Origin of the sequence: Campylobacter sp. IFREMER_LSEM_CL1846 (assembly GCF_025772105.1) — a bacterium.
Lineage (GTDB): Bacteria > Campylobacterota > Campylobacteria > Campylobacterales > Campylobacteraceae > Campylobacter_D > Campylobacter_D lari_D.
Window position 1 is genome coordinate 1 of sequence record NZ_JAKMRM010000018.1, and the last position, 18426, is coordinate 18426.

General features: G+C 29.4%; 20 protein-coding genes and 2 pseudogenes. 14 read left to right on the top strand and 8 right to left on the bottom strand.

Annotated features, from left to right (window positions below; genetic code table 11):
- Both L8W40_RS07525 and L8W40_RS07530 read right to left on the bottom strand, forming a co-directional pair.
- A pseudogene (locus L8W40_RS07525) lies at positions 1-362 on the bottom strand (flagellin); the annotation flags it as partial.
- Positions 363-436: 74 nt separating this feature from the next.
- A complete protein-coding gene (locus L8W40_RS07530) occupies positions 437-2149 on the bottom strand; it encodes a motility associated factor glycosyltransferase family protein (RefSeq protein ID WP_263665091.1) in 1713 nt (570 codons plus the stop codon).
- Between the two features lie 130 nt (positions 2150-2279).
- On the opposite strand from L8W40_RS07530, the gene topA reads away from it, so the two are divergent.
- From topA to L8W40_RS07555, 5 genes are read left to right on the top strand one after another with little or no spacing between them, the layout of a single operon-like run.
- Positions 2280-4364: a type I DNA topoisomerase gene (gene topA, locus L8W40_RS07535; RefSeq protein WP_412175461.1), complete on the top strand. Its 2085-nt coding sequence runs from the start codon at positions 2280-2282 to the stop codon at positions 4362-4364.
- Entirely contained in the window at positions 4364-5200 is an 837-nt protein-coding gene (locus L8W40_RS07540; RefSeq protein ID WP_039627786.1) for a biotin synthase, read from the top strand. The genes topA and L8W40_RS07540 overlap by 1 nt, the downstream gene beginning before the upstream one ends.
- Positions 5181-6359, top strand: coding sequence for a cation:proton antiporter (locus L8W40_RS07545; RefSeq protein ID WP_133319939.1), 1179 nt, complete (start codon positions 5181-5183; stop codon positions 6357-6359). Before L8W40_RS07540 ends, L8W40_RS07545 begins: the two co-directional genes overlap by 20 nt.
- A 39-nt stretch (positions 6360-6398) precedes the next feature.
- Positions 6399-7157, top strand: a complete 759-nt coding sequence (locus tag L8W40_RS07550) for a 3'(2'),5'-bisphosphate nucleotidase CysQ (RefSeq protein ID WP_263665092.1) — start codon at positions 6399-6401, stop codon at positions 7155-7157.
- The gene (locus tag L8W40_RS07555) at positions 7157-7807 is read left to right on the top strand and encodes a hypothetical protein (protein ID WP_263665093.1); all 651 of its coding nucleotides are present in this window, start codon (positions 7157-7159) and stop codon (positions 7805-7807) included. Before L8W40_RS07550 ends, L8W40_RS07555 begins: the two co-directional genes overlap by 1 nt.
- Here the strand turns inward: L8W40_RS07555 and L8W40_RS07560 are convergent.
- The 3 genes from L8W40_RS07560 to L8W40_RS07570 are packed head-to-tail and all read right to left on the bottom strand — an operon-like array spanning position 7800 to position 9730.
- Entirely contained in the window at positions 7800-8576 is a 777-nt protein-coding gene (locus L8W40_RS07560; protein WP_263665094.1) for a UDP-N-acetylmuramate dehydrogenase, read from the bottom strand. The genes L8W40_RS07555 and L8W40_RS07560 overlap by 8 nt on opposite strands.
- Positions 8573-8839: a flagellar biosynthesis protein FliQ gene (fliQ, locus tag L8W40_RS07565; RefSeq protein WP_012660903.1), complete on the bottom strand. Its 267-nt coding sequence runs from the start codon at positions 8837-8839 to the stop codon at positions 8573-8575. Before fliQ ends, L8W40_RS07560 begins: the two co-directional genes overlap by 4 nt.
- 27 nt (positions 8840-8866) lie before the next feature.
- Positions 8867-9730, bottom strand: a complete 864-nt coding sequence (locus tag L8W40_RS07570) for a menaquinone biosynthesis family protein (protein ID WP_263665095.1) — start codon at positions 9728-9730, stop codon at positions 8867-8869.
- 109 nt (positions 9731-9839) lie between these two features.
- Here L8W40_RS07570 and recA point away from each other — a divergent pair, with 109 nt between their 5' ends.
- The 4 genes from recA (at position 9840) to L8W40_RS07590 (ending at position 13069) form a co-directional block, all read left to right on the top strand.
- Positions 9840-10874: a recombinase RecA gene (recA, locus tag L8W40_RS07575; RefSeq protein WP_087700900.1), complete on the top strand. Its 1035-nt coding sequence runs from the start codon at positions 9840-9842 to the stop codon at positions 10872-10874.
- A complete protein-coding gene (eno, locus tag L8W40_RS07580; RefSeq protein ID WP_263665096.1) occupies positions 10874-12118 on the top strand; it encodes a phosphopyruvate hydratase in 1245 nt (414 codons plus the stop codon). Before recA ends, eno begins: the two co-directional genes overlap by 1 nt.
- A gap of 101 nt (positions 12119-12219) precedes the next feature.
- Positions 12220-12396 (top strand): hypothetical protein, encoded by a 177-nt coding sequence (locus tag L8W40_RS07585; RefSeq protein WP_259443318.1) that lies wholly within the window; start codon positions 12220-12222, stop codon positions 12394-12396.
- Complete coding sequence (locus L8W40_RS07590) at positions 12386-13069, top strand: AMIN domain-containing protein (protein ID WP_133319946.1); 684 nt, start codon at positions 12386-12388, stop codon at positions 13067-13069. Before L8W40_RS07585 ends, L8W40_RS07590 begins: the two co-directional genes overlap by 11 nt.
- 16 nt (positions 13070-13085) lie before the next feature.
- On the opposite strand, the gene L8W40_RS07595 is transcribed toward L8W40_RS07590, so the two are convergent.
- Positions 13086-13469 (bottom strand): group III truncated hemoglobin, encoded by a 384-nt coding sequence (locus tag L8W40_RS07595; RefSeq protein ID WP_133319947.1) that lies wholly within the window; start codon positions 13467-13469, stop codon positions 13086-13088.
- 108 nt (positions 13470-13577) lie between these two features.
- Here L8W40_RS07595 and L8W40_RS07600 point away from each other — a divergent pair, with 108 nt between their 5' ends.
- On the top strand, positions 13578-14054 hold the full coding sequence (locus tag L8W40_RS07600; RefSeq protein WP_263659937.1) for a cysteine permease: 477 nt from the start codon (positions 13578-13580) through the stop codon (positions 14052-14054).
- Here the strand turns inward: L8W40_RS07600 and L8W40_RS07605 are convergent.
- Together L8W40_RS07605 and L8W40_RS07610 are read right to left on the bottom strand one after the other, a co-directional pair.
- Positions 14023-15334: pseudogene (locus L8W40_RS07605) on the bottom strand (MFS transporter). The gene L8W40_RS07600 and the pseudogene L8W40_RS07605 sit on opposite strands and share 32 nt — an antisense overlap.
- A gap of 2 nt (positions 15335-15336) precedes the next feature.
- The gene (locus L8W40_RS07610; protein ID WP_133319950.1) at positions 15337-15498 is read right to left on the bottom strand and encodes a highly acidic protein; all 162 of its coding nucleotides are present in this window, start codon (positions 15496-15498) and stop codon (positions 15337-15339) included.
- An 87-nt stretch (positions 15499-15585) separates the two neighbouring features.
- On the opposite strand from L8W40_RS07610, the gene moaC reads away from it, so the two are divergent.
- The 4 genes from moaC to L8W40_RS07630 all read left to right on the top strand — a co-directional run.
- A complete protein-coding gene (gene moaC / locus L8W40_RS07615) occupies positions 15586-16059 on the top strand; it encodes a cyclic pyranopterin monophosphate synthase MoaC (protein ID WP_133319951.1) in 474 nt (157 codons plus the stop codon).
- On the top strand, positions 16037-16300 hold the full coding sequence (locus tag L8W40_RS07620; protein ID WP_133319952.1) for a DUF493 family protein: 264 nt from the start codon (positions 16037-16039) through the stop codon (positions 16298-16300). The genes moaC and L8W40_RS07620 overlap by 23 nt, the downstream gene beginning before the upstream one ends.
- A 12-nt stretch (positions 16301-16312) precedes the next feature.
- Positions 16313-17443, top strand: a complete 1131-nt coding sequence (locus tag L8W40_RS07625; RefSeq protein WP_263665097.1) for a hypothetical protein — start codon at positions 16313-16315, stop codon at positions 17441-17443.
- Between the two features lie 50 nt (positions 17444-17493).
- Positions 17494-18426, top strand: a 933-nt coding sequence (locus tag L8W40_RS07630; RefSeq protein ID WP_263665098.1) for a cache domain-containing protein, incomplete at its 3' end; no start/stop codon positions are given.

Genomic DNA, 18426 nt, shown 5'->3' on the forward strand with positions numbered 1-18426 from the left:
TCCATCAAACGATTAATATCAGCTTGAAGCATATTTCTTGTTTTGGTAGTTTGTCCATCTTGTGCTGCTTGAGTAGCTTTTACTTTGATAGTATCTAAGATTTTAAGCTGCTCATCCATAGCCTTATCAGCTGTTTGTAAAATACCTAAAGCATCATTACCATTGCTTATAGCTTGACCTAAAGTGTTAGCTTGTGATCTTAAGCTATCTGCTATAGCCATACCTGAAGCATCATCTGCTGCAGAGTTGATTCTAAGACCTGAGCTTAATCTGCTTAGAGAGCTATCTAATGCTCTTGAGTTTAAATTTGCGTTGTTTTGAGCATTTAAAGATGCCACATTAGTATTTATACGAAATCCCATTTTAAATCCTTTTAAATAAATTCAACCGCTTCCATGCAGTTGTTTAAGCTATATCGAAAAAATGATAAAAAAATTTATACTTTTAAGATATTTTTATATTCATTTATAGAATTTTCTATACTTGCTAGACTTAACGCTGCAATTTCTAAAAATATTTTTAAAAAATCTACATAACTTGATAAAGCATTTTGAGGTTCTTGATACAAACTCACATTAAAAAAAGCTCTATAATAAAACAATGGTTTGTACATAAAACTTTGTAAAATTTTTGCATTATCTAATAAATCATTAAAATCAAAAATAAATTCTGATACTTGCTCATTAAAAACTGCGTTTTGATTTTGCAAAATTACTAAAAGATCTTTTGCTTTTTGATGCAAAGCATTTAACTCTAAATAATCTTTTTGTAAAATTTCCAAAGATTTTTTTAATAATTTTTCTTGTCTATTGATACTTAAAGTATTTGGAAATATATAATCTTGTTTTTTTCCTTTATATAACGCTAAAACCTTTTCAAAAGGTATCTCTATGGTATAATCTATAAAAGCTCCACCTTCTGTGGCATTGTAAAATTTAACATCAGGATGAGATAAAAATAAAACTTCCAATCTTTTTCTAAATTCATCCCAGCCTATATTTGTTTGAATAAACCCTTTCTTTCCATAAGACAAAACATTTAATTTAGTAGCATCGTGTTGAGCTTTTTCCTCATCACGAAAAGTAAAGTTAGCTGCATCTGCGTGAGATTTTCCACTATCACTAAAAGCCAAATCTTGTCCTATCATGATTACATTAGTAAATCCCAAAGCTATAGCAAAATTATAAGCAAAATGAGCCACATTAATACCAATATCTAAATAACCAAAATCATTTAAATTAAATTTTTGTTGATAATCTAAATTTTTTAAAATAAAAATTTTTGGATTTTTATTTTCTAAAATTTGCATTAAAGCTTTATCTACAGCAGCATTTATAATATAAATGGGTTCTTTTTTGCTTTGTGGTAAATTTTCATAAAAACTTGCACATTCTTCGTAAATATCCATAGAAAAAACAAAATCAGGATAAATTTCATTCTTAAGTAAAGTTTTATAAGTAGCATCTAAAGCAAATATCACATAATCATCTTGACAAGTTTTTAAAAGCTTAAGTTGTTTATTTAAAGAAGGGCCTGCACACGCCACAATAACACTTTTATTTCTTCCTTTATTTTCATAAATAAATCTTTGAAAAGGAGTATTTTTTAAGACTAAAGGTATGTTAGATAAAAATTGTTTATAAATTTTAGCATCCATAGTAAAACTTGTATCAACATTTCCCACCACTCTTTTTATCACATCTAAGCACTTTTGATACACAAAATCAAACATGGGGCTATTGTTATAAAATTCACTATAAGGTAAAAGTTTAAAAAGCCCTAAATACTCAAAACAATCTTTTTGTGAAAAAAGCAAAACAAGATACTCTTCTAATCTTTTCTCTTCTACATCACAAAGATATATTTTTCCGCTTGAAAGCTCTTGACTTAAATCCATCTTACTTAAAACATTAGCAAAAAATTCTGATTTATCAAAAATAAAAATATGTTTATTAATAAGTTTTTTCAAAAAAAGCCCATCTCCTATACCGCAAAAAAATATATTAGGTTTTATTAAATCATCTTTTGAGGGCACAAAGGGTGTTTGACTTGGAAAGATGTCGATAAATTCTTCTTTTAAAGATAGAATTTTTTCTTGTAATGGTTTATTGGTAAATTCTAAAGCTTGTAAGTTTTTTTGCAAAAACATTTTATATCCTATGAAATTAAATTATAAAAAATTATATCATTAATTGCATTTTATTTAAAAATCCATCTAAGCAAAAAATTTAACTTTTTTTTATACACTTTTACTAATTTTAATCCTTATAAGGAAAATAATGAAAAATTTAATCATAGTAGAATCACCTGCTAAAGCTAAAACCATAGGTAATTTTCTAGGTAAAGACTATGAAGTAATAGCTTCTAAAGGTCACATTAGAGATTTACCTAAAACTAGCTTTGGTATAAAAATAGAAGATGAAAATTTTAAACCAGAATATAGAATTTCAAATGATCATTCAAGTTTAGTAAAAGAACTCAAAGAAAAGGCTAAAAAAGCTAAAACCATCTACCTTGCAACCGATGAGGATCGTGAGGGTGAAGCCATAGCTTATCATATAGCTAAGGCTATTAATAAAGATGAAAATTCCCTGCCACGCATAGTTTTTCATGAGATTACTAAAAGCTCTATAGAAAATGCTTTAAAAAACCCAAGATCTTTAAATGTAAATAGCGTCAATGCTCAACAAACTAGACGCTTACTTGATCGCATAGTAGGCTATAAATTAAGTCCTTTACTAAATCAAAAAATCCAAAAAGGCTTAAGTGCAGGGCGTGTGCAAAGTGCGGCTTTAAAAATCATCGTCGATAAGGAAAGAGAAATAAAAGCTTTTATTCCTTTAAAATACTTTAGTATAGATATGATTTTTGAAAAAGACTTGCAAGCTGAATTAGTCGAATTTCAAAATCAAAAGATAGAAAAACTAAGTCTAACTAACGAAGATAGAGCCAAACTCATCTTTGAAGCTTGTAAAAATGCTAACTTTAAAATAAAAGATATAGAAAGTAAAGATAGAAAAATAGCTCCACAAGCACCTTTTATGACTTCAACCCTGCAACAAAGTGCGAGCAATCGCCTAGGTTTTAACCCTAAAAAAACCATGATGATTGCTCAAAAACTTTACGAGGGTGTAAAAACCCATCAAGGTATTATGGGTGTGATCACTTATATGAGAACTGACAGCTTAAACATCGCAAAAGAAGCTTTAGAAGAAGTAAGAAAACTCATCAAAAATGATTTTGGCAAAGAATACCTACCAAACAAAGCAAATATTTATACCACTAAAAGCAAAGGCGCTCAAGAAGCACATGAAGCTATAAGACCGACTAATCTTAGCTTTACGCCAAAACTTGCAAGTGAATTTTTAGAAAAAGATGAAGCAAGATTATATACTTTAATATATAATCGCTTTTTAGCTTCACAAATGAATCCTGCTATATCTCAAACTCAAAATGTCTATGCAAAATCAAATGAAGCAAGTTTTAAAATAAGCGGTAGAAAAATTTTATTTGATGGGCATTATAAAGTATATGGAGATATGGATAAAGATAAAATTTTACCTAATTTAAAACTAGAAGATATACTAAATATACAAAATATAGAATTAAGCTCACATTTTACCGAGCCACCTTCAAGATACTCTGAAGCTGGGCTTGTTAAAAAGTTAGAAAATCTTGGCATAGGACGCCCTTCAACTTATGCTCCAACCATCTCTTTACTTAGTGCAAGAGAATATGTGCGTATAGATAAAAAGCAAATCATACCCAATGAAATAGCCTTTGTTGTAACAGAGGTTTTAGAACAAAACTTTAGTGATATAGTAGATAGTGATTTTACTTCTAAAATGGAAGATAAACTTGATATCATTGCAGAAGGCAAAATGGACTGGCAAGAAGTTTTAAGAGAGTTTTATTTTCCTTTTATGAGAAAAATTGATGAAGGTAAAAAAAATATAAAAAGCCAAAAAACTTTCACAAAGCTAGATGAAACCTGCCCTGATTGTGGTGGAGAGCTTGCTATAAGAAAAGGAAGATATGGAGAATTTATAGCTTGTTTAAATTTTCCAAAATGTAAATACTCAAGAAATTTAAAACAAGAAACACAAAACGAAGAAAAAAGTGAGAAAAAACTCAATACCATAGGCGTGAAATGCCCAAGCTGTCAAGAAGGCGAGATCGTGGAGCGTTTTTCTAAGCGTGGTAAATTTTATGGATGTAGTGCTTATCCAAAATGCAACTATATAAGCAAATACAAACCAAGTGAAGAAAAATGTAGCAAATGTGGCGAAACTTTGATTATCAAAGAGCTTAAAAAAGGCACATTTTTAGAGTGCTTAAAATGCAAAATCAAAAAGGAAATTTAATGCAAATTATGCTTTGTGCTATATCTAATATAGCAAGTGGAGGGTGCGGGGAAGATTGTAAATACTGCACTCAAAGCGCTCATGTAAAAACTAATATCAACAAATACAAAAGAAAAGATATAGATCAAATTGTTTTAGAAGCTAAAATAGCTAAGAAAAACGAGGCTTTAGGTTTTTGTTTAGTTACAGCAGGTGCTGGACTTGATGATGAAAAACTTGAGTATGTGTGCAAAGTAGCTCATGCGGTGCAAAAAGAAGTAGAAGGACTTTTACTCATAGCTTGCAATGGCATAGCAAATTTAGAACAACTCAAAGAATTAAAAAAAGCAGGAATTTTTTCTTATAATCATAATCTAGAAACTTCTAAAGAATTTTTTCCAAACATATGCTCTACGCATACTTGGGAGCAAAGATTTCAAACTAATCTTTATGCTAAAGAAGCAGGTTTAATGCTTTGCTGTGGCGGAATTTATGGTCTTGGAGAAAGTGAAGCTGATAGAAAAAGTTTTAGAACAAGTTTAAAAGAGCTTGATCCTTTTTCCTCACCTATTAATTTTTTCATACCAAATGAAAATTTAAAGCTCAAGCAAAACTTATTAAATGCTGATGAGGCGTTAAATATCATCAAAGATACTAAAAAAGACTTACCAAATGCACATATCATGGTAGCAGGTGGTAGAGAAGTAGTGCTAAAAGAAAGACAATATGAAATTTTTGACGCAGGAGCTAGTGCTATAGTAGTAGGTGATTATCTTACAACTAAAGGCGAAGAACCTAGCAAAGACATACAAAAACTAAAACAAATGGGATTTAGCTTTGCTAGCTCATGCCATTGATGCTCAAGCTGCTACGGATTTAAAAATTTTATTAGTCGTAGCAGGATGTTTGCTTACATCACCTTATATTGCTAAATTTTTAAAACTCCCACTTTCAGCTACTGAAATTATGCTTGGCTCTTTTATAGGATTTTTAGGTTTTATAGGAGAAAGTGAGAATTTTAAGCTTTTGGCTAATGCAGGATTTTACTATCTTATGTTTATAGCAGGGATGGAAATCAATCTTAAAACCTTTTTAAAAACCGAAAGAAGCTTACTTAATAAAGCTTTTATTTACATCATACTTTTATATGTTTTTAGCGTTTTAGCGGTTGAAAGTATAGATATTTCTTATATTTTTGTCATTATCATACCTGTTATGAGTGTGGGTTTGCTCTCAACGCTTTATAGAGACTTTGGGAAAAATTGCGAGTGGTTAAATGTATCCATGGTGGTAGCCACTTTAGCTGAAGTTGTGAGCATAGTTTTACTTACCATAGCTGCAGCATTTTTGGGAAAAGGTGCTGATCTTTTCTCACTTACTCAAAATTTATTATACCTAGTGGGATTTTTAGCACTTTGTATTTTTGGATTTAAATTTTTAGAAGTGCTTTTTTGGTGGTATCCACAACTTAAAACTATACTCATGCCTTGGCAAGATCAAAATGAAAAAGATATAAGATTTTGCATGGCAATTTTCATAGCCATAGTTGCAATTATGATTTATTTTAAACTTGAAGTTGCACTTGGAGCTTTTATAGCGGGTTCATTTATAGCTACTTTTTTTGATCATAAAAAAGACTTAGAGCATAAACTTTCTAGTTTTGGTTATGGCTTTTTAATCCCTATATTTTTCATTTATATAGGTTCAAGCTTTAAACTCCAAATGCTTTTAAATCCTCAAGTTTTAATCATAGCTTTTTCACTAACTATCTTTATGATAGGACTAAGAATACTTTGCGCTATGACTTTTGTAAAAATACTTGGTTTAAAAAATACCTTTTTATTTGGCTTAAGCCATTCTATGCCACTAACCTTACTTATCGCAGTAGCTACGCTTTCTTATCAAACTAATATTATCACTCAAGATATATACTCAGGATTAGTGCTTACTGCTTTACTTGAAGCAATTTTAGCTATTAGCTTAATAAAATTTATCAATAATCTTAGTAGAAAATAACTCTACTAAGTATTTATTTTCACTTGCTATAATTTTCTTATGAAAAATTTAGACACACTTTTAGAATTAGCCTTAAAAGCAGGCAAGGAAGCCTCTAAGGTATTGCTTAAATATAAAGACAAAAATACCTTATGGCTTAAAGATGATGATTCCCCAGTAGGTTTAGCTGATATAAAATCTAATGAAGCTATTAGTGAAATTTTAGCTTCAAGCGATATAGCTATATGCTCTGAAGAAAATATACTTTCTTATGAAGAAAGAAAAAATTTAGAGTATTTTTGGCTAATAGATCCTCTTGATGGCACTAAATCTTATGCTAAAAAAGATAAAGAATATTGTGTTTTAATCGCATTAATCCATAAAAACACTCCTGTGCTTTCGCTTATAGGCGATGTGGAAAATAATGCATTTTATTATGCACATACCCATACTAAAGTTTATAAAAATAATGAAATTTTAAATCTTAGTCTAGAGCAATACGAAAAGGTTAAAAATATAGCCCTTTACTCTAAAAATCATGATAATAATGAAGATTTTTTTATTCAAAATCATCTTGAAGGCATTAAGGTTTCATCTGCTTTAAAGTTTGTATATTTACTTGAAGCAAAAGCTGGAATTTACCCGCGTTTTGGCGGCCCAAAAGCTTGGGATATAGCCGCAGGAGATTTTTTAGTCAAACAAAATGGTGGAATTTTATACGATTTTGACAAAAAGGCCTTAAACTACAATAGTCCTGATTTTAAACTTCCAAGTTTTATAGCTTTTGCTAAGAATGAATTTAAATTAAAAGGTTTTTAGTGAGATTTTTTTTGGTGTTTTTGTGTTTTTTAAGTGCTATTTATGCTAATTCTTTTGCAAATAAAAAAATCATCAAATTACAAAATAATGATAATTTTAATATCATCAATCTTGATCAAGATATAAATTATGATAAACTCTCACACATTAGCACCTTAGCTTTAGTGCCAAGCTATGAAAAAGAATATAATTTTTATTTTTCAAATTTAAAAATCGATGCTAAAAGCATGGCAAAAGACACACTAAAAGCATTAAGTGCTATTTTAAATGAGCAAAATAATTTTGCCTTACTTAGTCAAAAAGAAAATCAAACTTATATCAATAGTCAAAATATCTTACAAACAAATAAAAATTTCATCAATGCAAGTGAGTTTTTAGAATTTAATCGTTTCAAAAAGACTGATTTTATTATTTTACTAGATTTAAAAAGTATTCAAGCAAGCCAACAAAATTTCTTGCTTTTTTCAAATTTTGAAGTCAAAGCCGACATAGAATACAAACTTTTTAATGCCAAAACAAAAAAACTAAAAGATCATAAAATCCTTACTATCAATACTCAATTTAGCACAAATGATAAAAATAAATCTTATCAAGAATTAGTCCATGAAATAGCTACAATTGTTTATGAAGATATTAAAAATACTATATAATTACCACTTCTTCTTCTAAAACAATCCCAAATTCTTCAAAAACTCTTTTTTTAGCAAGCTCTATCAAAAATAAAGCATCATCAAAACTAGCATATTTTTTATTGATTAAAAAATTTGCATGTTCATTGCTAAACATCGCATCATTTTTGCTAAAACCTTTAAGATTAACTGCTTCTATCAACCTTCCTGCATGATCGTTTTTGGGATTTTTAAAAATAGAGCCAAAGCTAGCACCTTTTGGTTGATTTTTTCTTGCATTTTTTAAAAGCTCATCTTTAACTGGGTCAAATCCATATTCTAAAAAAAACTTCGCGCTAAACATCACTTCTTTAATAGGATTAAACCTATAAGCAAAAGCAATATTTTGTTTTAAAATTTCTTGATTAAAAGTGCAAATACTAATTAAATTTTTGCTAATATCCTCATCTTTTAATCCTGCATTCATTTTTAAAATACCGCCCAAAGTCCCTGGGATATTTTTTAAAAACTCAAAGCCTTTTAGGTTATTTTCTTTAGCAAAATGATACATTTTAAAAGATTTCACACTAGAGCCTATCTCTAAAAACATGCCTTTTTCATTTTGCTCTAAAATTTTAATATAATCAAAACTTTTCCCTAAAATTCCAAGTTTTTTGGGTTTTGGAGAGATTAAAAGATTATTTGCCCCACCTATTAAAAAACCATCAAATTCGCAAGGCTCTTCAAGTGTTTGCACTTCAAAGCTCTCACCTATACGCACAGAAGAATACTTAGAAAAATCAATAATCATCTAATAAAGCTTGGAATTTGATTTAAAATATTAGTTGTAAAATCAATCATAGAACTTATCATCCAAGGCATTAAAAATACTATTACCACAACAACAAGTAAAATTTTTGGCACAAAAGAAAGCGTGGCTTCGTTAATTTGCGTTACAGCTTGAAAAATACTTATAATAAGCCCTGCAATAAGCCCTGCTAAAAGCATAGGTAAAGAAAGCATAAGTGTGATTTTAAAAGTTTGTACACCCAAGGCTACTAAAGTACTTTCCATATTTACTCCTTAAAAATTTAAATTCTATCAAGAATTTCTAAATTCTTCATACTCACTAGGGATAAGATAATCTTTACTTTTTATTAACTTCTCATAAAATCCATGATTATATCCAAGCTCAAAAAGCTTATCTATGGCATTGTATTGTTTATCATTCATATTAATAGAGTTTTTATTTGCATATAAATTTAAATACACATCAAGTTTTTGTGCATCAACGCGTATTAAATTACGCTCTAAAAGCATGGAGGCTAAAATTTTTCTATTATGATCGGCTACTTCTACTGCTTTAATCAAATCTTTTTCAACCGCTATTGCATCACTAAGCGGTAAAGATCTTCTAAGGGTCATACCACCTAAAGGTAAAGGTAAATCATTTTTTGCTAATTCTTGCCAAATATCCCAAAGTTCAGCCTCAACACACAAACTAGAATCAAATTCTAAAATGCTCTCATGTATAAGCACTCCCGCATCAACTTCATCTTCTAAAACAGCCTTTTCAATCTCTAAAAAATTCTTATAAATTATTCTAGCTTGTGGATATTTTATGCGAAAGATTAAAGCATTAGTAGTGTGTGCTCCACTTAAAGCAACTTTAAAATTTGGCTTTAATTTTTTATTCTTTTTCTTAATAAGCTTTGGCCCATAACCCTCACCAAAACTCACAGCAGTTTTTAATAAAACATATTCACTAGCTATTAAAGGATAAAGTGCAAAAGATATCGCACTAACATCGTATATATTTTCCAATGCAAGCTCATTTAAAGTTTGTATATCCAAGGCTGTATTTTCATACTCATAAGCATTTCCAACCCAACCAAATTTAATCGCCATATACATAAAAATATCATCAGCATCAGGAGAGTGTGCTACGCTAATTTTTTTATTCATTTTTTTCCTTAAAAATCTAAAAAAGTATTTTAGCAAAATTCAAAATAAAAACTTATATTAAATTTCTTTTTGATACAATTTTAAACATATTATAAAAGGATTAACAAGCATGGATGATAATAAAAGAAAATCACTTGATGCAGCCTTAAAAAGTCTTGATAAAACCTTTGGAAAAGGCACCATATTAAGACTTGGCGATAAAGAAGTTGAAAAAATTGATTCTATTCCTACAGGTTCTGTTGGACTTGATTTAGCTTTAGGAATTGGTGGGGTTCCAAAAGGAAGAATTATAGAAATTTATGGACCTGAAAGTTCAGGTAAAACTACACTTACCTTACACATCATAGCAGAATGTCAAAAAAAAGGTGGAGTTTGTGCGTTTATTGATGCTGAACACGCTCTTGATGTAAGATATGCAAAAAATTTAGGCGTTGATACAGAAAATCTTTACATCTCTCAACCAGATTTTGGAGAACAAGCCTTAGAAATTGTTGAAACTATAGCAAGAAGTGGAGCCATTGATCTAATAGTGGTAGATAGCGTTGCTGCACTTACTCCAAAAGCAGAAATTGAAGGTGATATGGGAGATCAACATGTAGGTCTTCAAGCAAGATTAATGAGCCAAGCTTTAAGAAAATTAACCGGTATCGTTCATAAAATGAACACTACTGTAATTTTCATCAATCAAATTCGTATGAAAATAGGCATGATGGGCTATGGCACTCCTGAAACAACTACCGGCGGAAATGCTTTAAAATTTTATGCTTCAGTGCGTTTAGATGTAAGAAAAACAGCCACCTTAAAACAAAATGATGAGCCTATTGGAAACCGTGTTAAAGTAAAAGTGGCTAAAAACAAAGTAGCCCCTCCTTTTAAACAAGCTGAATTTGATGTGATGTTTGGTGAGGGTGTAAGTCGTGAAGGCGAGCTAATAGATTATGGTGTAAAACTTGATATTATTGATAAAAGTGGTGCATGGTTTTCTTACAAGGCTTCTAAACTTGGTCAAGGTAGAGAAAATGCTAAAGCCTTTTTAAAAGAAAATCCAGCTATTGCAGATGAAATTACTCAAGCTATACAAAACTCAATCGGTATAGATAGTATGATTTTGGGCGCAAAAGAAGACGATGAAGGAGAAGAATAATGTTGATTATTGAAGATTTAAGAGCTTTTGAAGTTTTAGATAGTAGAGGCAATCCTACCATTAAAGCTGAAATCATGCTAAGCGATGGCAGTGTGGGTAGTGCTATCGTTCCAAGTGGTGCAAGCACAGGAAAAAAAGAAGCTTTAGAATTAAGAGACAATGATGAGAGATTTGGCGGAAAAGGTGTTTTAAAAGCTATTGAAAACATCAATGGCACCATAGCTGAAAACATTATAGGGCTTGATGCGTTTAATCAAACTCAGCTAGATAATACTCTTTTAGAACTTGATGGGACAAAAAATTATTCCAACCTAGGAGCAAATGCAACTTTAGGAATTTCTATGGCAACAGCGCGCGCTGCTGCTAATGCACTAGGCGTACCTTTATATCGTTACTTAGGTGGAGCAAATGCAAGTGTATTACCTGTGCCAATGTGCAATATCATCAACGGCGGTGCGCACGCAAACAATAGTGTAGATTTTCAAGAATTTATGATTATGCCTTTTGGTTTTTCAAGCTTTAAAGAAGGGCTAAGATCAGTTTGTGAAATTTATGCAGTATTAAAAAAAGAATTAGCTAATCTAGGTCACTCTACTGCCTTAGGCGACGAGGGTGGTTTTGCACCAAATTTAGCAAATAATACAGAACCTCTTGATCTTTTAATGACTTGTATTAAAAAAGCAGGCTATGAAAATAAAATCAAACTAGCACTAGATGTAGCAAGTAGTGAGCTTTATAAAGATGGTAAATACCATTTAGAAGGTAAAGTTTTCTCAAGTGAAGACTTGATTACTCGCTATGAAGAATTATGTGCTAAATATCCTATTTTTAGCATTGAAGATGGTTTGGCTGAAGATGATTATGAAGGTTGGATTAAACTCACTCAAAAGCTTGGCAATAAAATTCAACTTGTGGGTGATGATTTGTTTGTAACTAATGAAGATATTTTAAGAGAAGGTATCATGAAAAATATGGCAAATGCTGTATTGATTAAGCCTAATCAAATCGGAACAATCACTCAAACTATGAGAACAGTAAGACTAGCTCATAGAAATAATTATAGATGTATTATGAGTCATAGAAGCGGGGAAAGCGAAGATGCTTTTATAGCTGATTTTGCAGTAGCGCTTAATACAGGACAAATCAAAACAGGAGCTCTAGCAAGAGGTGAAAGAACAGCTAAATATAATCGTTTGTTAGAAATCGAACTTGATAATGATGAGTATTTAGGAGATAAGCTCTGAGTGATTTATTAAAAGAGTATGATGAGCATTCTAAAAAGAAAGAGGCTCGTCATCATCTAATAAAAACTATTGCATTATCATTTGTAGCTATTATTGTTGCTATGTATTTTGGTAATATGTTTTTTGGCAAATCCTCTTTAGATGTTTTATTATCGCTTAAAGAGGAGCAAAAAATTTTAGAGAAAAACATAATAACCTTAAAAGCTAAAAATGCCCAAGCTCAAAAAGAATACTTACAGCTTTTAAGACTTAAAGGAGAAAATTCGCATGAGAATTAAATTTTTTTTACTATTTTTATTATCCTGTGTATTTTTAAATGCAAAAGATAATCCTTTTGACAATAACTCAGAACAACAAAACACCGAATTTGTAAAACTTAGTCCTTTTCAAAGACAGGATTTTACTTTTAATTCTGATGCAAGAATTTTAAAAAATATTACCATTACCTACATTAATCTTGATGGCTCTGAAGAGCAAACTACTCTAGATATATACAAAAGTATCAATTGGCATGATACTTACTCATTTATAAAAGCCAAAAGTCCAAATGCCACACCTATACTTGATGTTTCTGTTACTGTGCCACAAGAACAAGGGGTAAAAAACACTAAAACAGAAGAAAACAATACCACTTTAAACATTGAAACACCAATTTTTAGTGGAAATATTTATAATTTTATTTCTATTAGCTTTTATAACAATAAGATTAATATCAAAACCGAAGATAGAATGCTAAGACATTTATCTATAGGAGATCCAACTAAAATCATTATAGATTTTGCTAAAAAGCAAAATTTCAATACAAAAACTTTACAAGTTAATACTGCTCATGTTAGAAAAGTTGTATTTGGATCACATAAAGGATATTATCGTTTAGTAATTTATCTTGATGGAAAATATAGTTATAAATACTCTCAAGGTGAAAATTTACATACCTTTAACTATCGCTAAGAGTTTTTAAAAACTCTTAAGCAAATCTGTGATCATAAATAATCATTTGAAATCTTTGAGCTATCATTTTAGCTCTTTCTATAATAATACTTCTTGGTTCATCTTCAAAAACTTCTTGCAAACTCTCATCAAACAGATTAAGCCAAACATCAAAAAATTCTCTTGGAAACGAAGGTAGTTCATGATGAGCTCTCAAAGGAGAACCGCTATAACTTGGATCACCTAAAAACATCCCTGCCCAAAAACTTGCTATTTTTTCTTTGTGTTTTTTCCAACTCTCATCATCTATACCAATTTTTTCATTAAAAATAGGCCCTAAATCCTTGTCTATTCTAACTTTTGCATAAAAAACATCCATAAGTTTTTTTATACCATCATGATTAATAGTATCAAATTTCATGTTTTTCCTTCAAAATAATTTTGGCTTATTGTATTGAATTTATAAAGCAAAAATATAAACAAAAGTCAATTTTTAGTATAATCATAAAAACAAATTTAAAGAAAAAATATGACTTATACTATTTTACCACCCAATCAATTCTTGGATAATTATATTTTAAATATACAATTACACCAATTAGCAAATATTTCCAAAAATGCTTATAAATTTTGGAAAAATGTTCAGGCAGCACGCTATCAAGGCACAAGAGTGGTATTTTTACATAAAAAAAGTATTTTACAAAAACACCAACATCTTATACAAAAATGTGAAAATCTAAGTGGCTTTGTATTAGCAAGTGCCTTTTGCTCATTTACTACTTTAGCTCCATCACATTTGGTAGAAAAAAACAATTCTCAAATTTATAAAATCTTAGATATAAAAGAAGTTTGTGGGGTTAAATTTGTAAATTTAAAGGCATTTTACGATTTTTTAAATTTAGATTATAGTTATAATATTTATATCGAAAAATGCCATTTTTTCAGTCCTACTCCTTTGGAAAAACGCATTAAAATCACTGAGAGTATGTGCGTTGGGTATTACTAAGATATTTAAATATCAAAGCACAAGCAAGCGAAATTATAGCCATAGCAAACATATAAAATCCTAAAGAAAAACGAGCAATATTTTCTAAATTTCCCAAAGCAATAGTGTGTAAAAATAAAGCAAGTTGCGGAGTAAACCCACCAGCTATTGCATAAGCTATATTATAAGAAAAACTAAGCCCTGAAAATTTAACCTTAGCATCAAATACCTCACTCATCATCAAAGGACAAAAATTCATCACTCCAGTAAAAAAGCAAGCACTTAAATAGTACACACTCACTAAATTAAAATCAGGTGTTTTAGTATAAAGAGCGTTAAAATAAAATAAACAAGTTAAGAAAAATCCTAGCGAAAAAATCATACAAGCTTTTACTATACCTATTTTATCAGCCAAAATTCCACTTAATATACAACCAATTACAAGCAAAACTATACCAAACATTTGTATGTAAGTTTGAACGCTTGCATCAATATTTAACATTTTTGCCATAAAAGAAGGTATAGTTAAAATCATCACAACAATACAAGCCGTCAAAACCCAAGTTATCAACATAGAAAGTACAACGCCCAGCTTAGCTTTTCTAAATACTTCTTTTAAAGGGAATTTTTCTAAAGCCTTATCTTTTTTCATTTGTTCAAAAACAGGTGTTTCTTGTAAAAATTTACGCAAATAAGCAGAAATAATCCCAAAAATTCCTCCTAAGAAAAATGGAATTCTCCAGGCCCATTCATAAAGTTCTTCTTGTGTAAAAAGCTTATTCATCATTAAAAATACAAAACTTCCAAGCAAAATTCCACCTACTACAGAAGCTGTTAAAAATCCAAGATAAGTGCGTTTTTGTCCATTTGGAGCATGCTCAAAAACAAAAACCCAAGCACCAGGTAATTCCCCACCTATAGCTATACCTTGACAAATCCTTACAAATATTAAAAATACTATACATAAATATCCTATGCTTTCATAAGTAGGTATAAAAGCAAGCATAAAAGTTGGCACAACCATCAGTAAAATACTAAGCATAAACATTTTTTTACGACCAAATTTATCGCCAAAATGTGCCATGATTATACCACCAAGTGGTCTAGCTAAATATCCTGCGGCAAAAATTCCATAAGTATTAAACATTTTCCAAAATGGACTTAAATCTTCAGGAAAAAAATTTTTAGAAATATAACTTGCAAAAAAATACAAAAATGATAAAATCGTAAAATTCTAAAGTCCCTCCCAAAGAAGAAAGACTCAAAACTTTTATGTCTTTTTTAGTAAGATTTTTACCCACGATTAATCCATCTCATAAGTATCATCATCACTATAATCATCATCGTATTCATAATCATCATCATCATAATTATATGATCTTTGATTATTTGCATAAGTATCATCATCTGCTTCATCATACATTTCATCATCATAATTTTCAAATTCTTCATCATCATAAGCCATTGCAAATCCTTTAAAATTTTTTAGTAGTATTTTAATATAAAAATATACATTTTGGTATAATTTTTCAAACTTTACTTAAGGAAAAATATGAATTTAACGCATTTAGATGAAAAAAATCACCCCAAAATGGTAGATGTAAGTCAAAAAGATATTACCCAAAGAGAAGCTTGTGCAAGCGGTAAAATATACATGAGTAAAGAAGCATTTGAAGCTATCATTGAAAACAAAGCTAAAAAAGGGCCTGTTTTGCAAACTGCCATCACAGCAGCCATAATGGGAGCTAAACAAACTTCAAATCTTATCCCAATGTGTCATCCTTTAATGATCTCAAAAGTACAAACCCATATAGAAGAAAACAAAGAAGAATGTTCTTTTCAACTCTTTGTAACCGTAAAATGTGAAGGAAAAACAGGGGTTGAAATGGAAAGCTTAACAGCTGTTAGCATTGGGCTTTTAACTATTTATGATATGGTTAAAGCTATTGATAAAAGTATGCAAATTACTGATATAGTTTTAGAAAGCAAAGAAGGAGGAAAAAGTGGTAAATATCTGCGATCTTAAAAAAGAACCTATTATAAACTACCCTACTTTTTGGGATTATAAAGTCGTTTTTGAAGCTGAAGTTGATGCTTTAGAAATTTTTACCCAAATACTCAATGAAAGAGAATTTAAATATAAAATCTCAAATACTAGCAAACAAGGAACATATAAAAGTTATCTTTTAAGTGTTTATGTCGATAGTAAAGATGATCGTTTAAATATTTTTAATCAATTAAAAAGTAAAGCGAAATTTGTATTATAAAAAAGGAAAAATATGAAAAATTTAGCCATAATTTTTGAAAATTCTCTCTTAGCTTGTGAAAAAAATGAAATTCCAAACTTAATTAGTGAGCTTGTTTTTAATCTAAGTTATAAAAAAATTAGTTTTGAAAATACTAGCAATGAAGAGCTTTTTGCTATCTTTTCTAAAGTATTAGAAAAACTTGGACTTATAAATGAAGAAAATATTTCCAAAATAATCCAAGGTATTATTAAAGCTAGAGTTGAAGAAGATAAAAAAGCATTTTTTGTTTATATTAACGAATATGGCAAATTAAAAGTAAAAATAGAAGAACAAAAAAACACCATTAAACACAAAATTTGCGATAACTTTTTTGATTTAGAAAAGACTTTAAAAGATTTAAATTTAAATGAATTTAATATAAGTATCAATGATGCAATGCTTTATGATATAGAAATACTAGGCCTTTTAAAAGAAACTGCCGAGAGTGCTTTTATCACAACTTTAGAAAAAGGTGAAAACATAGAACTTACATCTTGTGAAATCGCTAAAAACCTTGTATTTAATGCAATTTGTGAAGGAAGCTTTGAAAAAGAAAGAATTTTAAAAATATCCCAAGTAGTTTTAAATGCTGCTTTTGAACTTGCTAACGAATCAAAGGCTTTTACTTATGATTTATGTATAGGAAGTATTTATGGGACACAAGAAGGAATTTCTTTGGCGATTGAAAAATTTAAATCAAGCTTTGCATATAGCGCTTTAGAACATGATTTAAAAAATAAAGAAAAAGAACTTATAGACATAGAGCAAGAATTTATCCAAATGCTTAAAAAAATATCATTAGAATTTAATAATCCCGTAAAAGATATACTTAAAGATTTATTAGAAAATAAATTTGACACTTTATTTGCCAAATTTAAACGCTTAATACAAGAAAACAGAGAGCAAATTCTTATCAAAATTAATGAAATTAAACAAAATCCAAAAATTGATGATTTTAGCAAGCTAGCACAAAGCAAACTCAATATCTTAGCCAAAGAGTTAAATGAACTCGAAAAACTCGCAAGCCATAAATATAAAAATTTAGATAAAAACAATGCAAAAGAATTGGGAGTGAGATTGTGGGAAAAAGCAAAAAAATTAATTAAAAAAAATATTAATTGATAATTAATTTTTAAAAATTAAAATTACAAAAATAAAATACGGAGGAAATTATGTTTAACACTTTGAAAGTTAAATTGTCTTTAATGGCAAATTTTTTCACTGCGCTAAGTTTGATTATTTTAGGTGTGTTAAGTTTTTACTTTACCAAAACATACCTTTATGATAATGAGCTAAAAAGGCAAAATGATATTTTACAAGTTGCTCGAACTTCTTTAGAAACATTTCGGAAGCACAATAGTGATTTAATTTTAAATTTGGAAAAAACAATTTTGGAATTTCCATATGAAAAATTAAATTCCGAACAAGCTTTGATAGATAATGTTGGCTCTATTTTAAAATCATATAGAAAAGCTTCTGGAGTTTTATCTGCTTTTATAAGTTTAGATAATGGAGAAAATCTTGTAAGTAATGATATTAGTGATAAAAATAATAAAAATATCGAAATTTATGGACAAAATATCAACTATGATGCTAGAACTAGACCATGGTATATTGGAGCCAAAGAAAATAAAGATATTTTCATCACTTCTCCTTATATTGATAAAGCAACAAATCAATATGTAATAACATATACTAAATCTATATATAAAAATGGTAATTTTGTAGGAATTATTGGGGTTGATATTCCAGTAAAAGAGCTTCAAGAAAATTTTGAAAATATGCCTGGTAATAGCTTTTTATTTGATGAAAATGGAAAGATATTTGTTGCTAAAAACAAACAGTTATTAGATCCATCGGTAGATCATGGACCGGTATTAAATGCACACAAACAAAATGGTGATTATTCTTTCTTTGAATATGGATTAAAAGGAAAAGAAAGACTAGGTATATGTGCTAAAATATCTTCTTACCTTGTTTGTAGCACCGAAAGTGCTGATGTTATAAATGAGCCTATTTTCAAAACAGCAACAATACAAACAATTGTTGTAAGTATCATGGTTGCCTTAAGTGTTATCATACTCTACTTCATCATCTCTTATTAT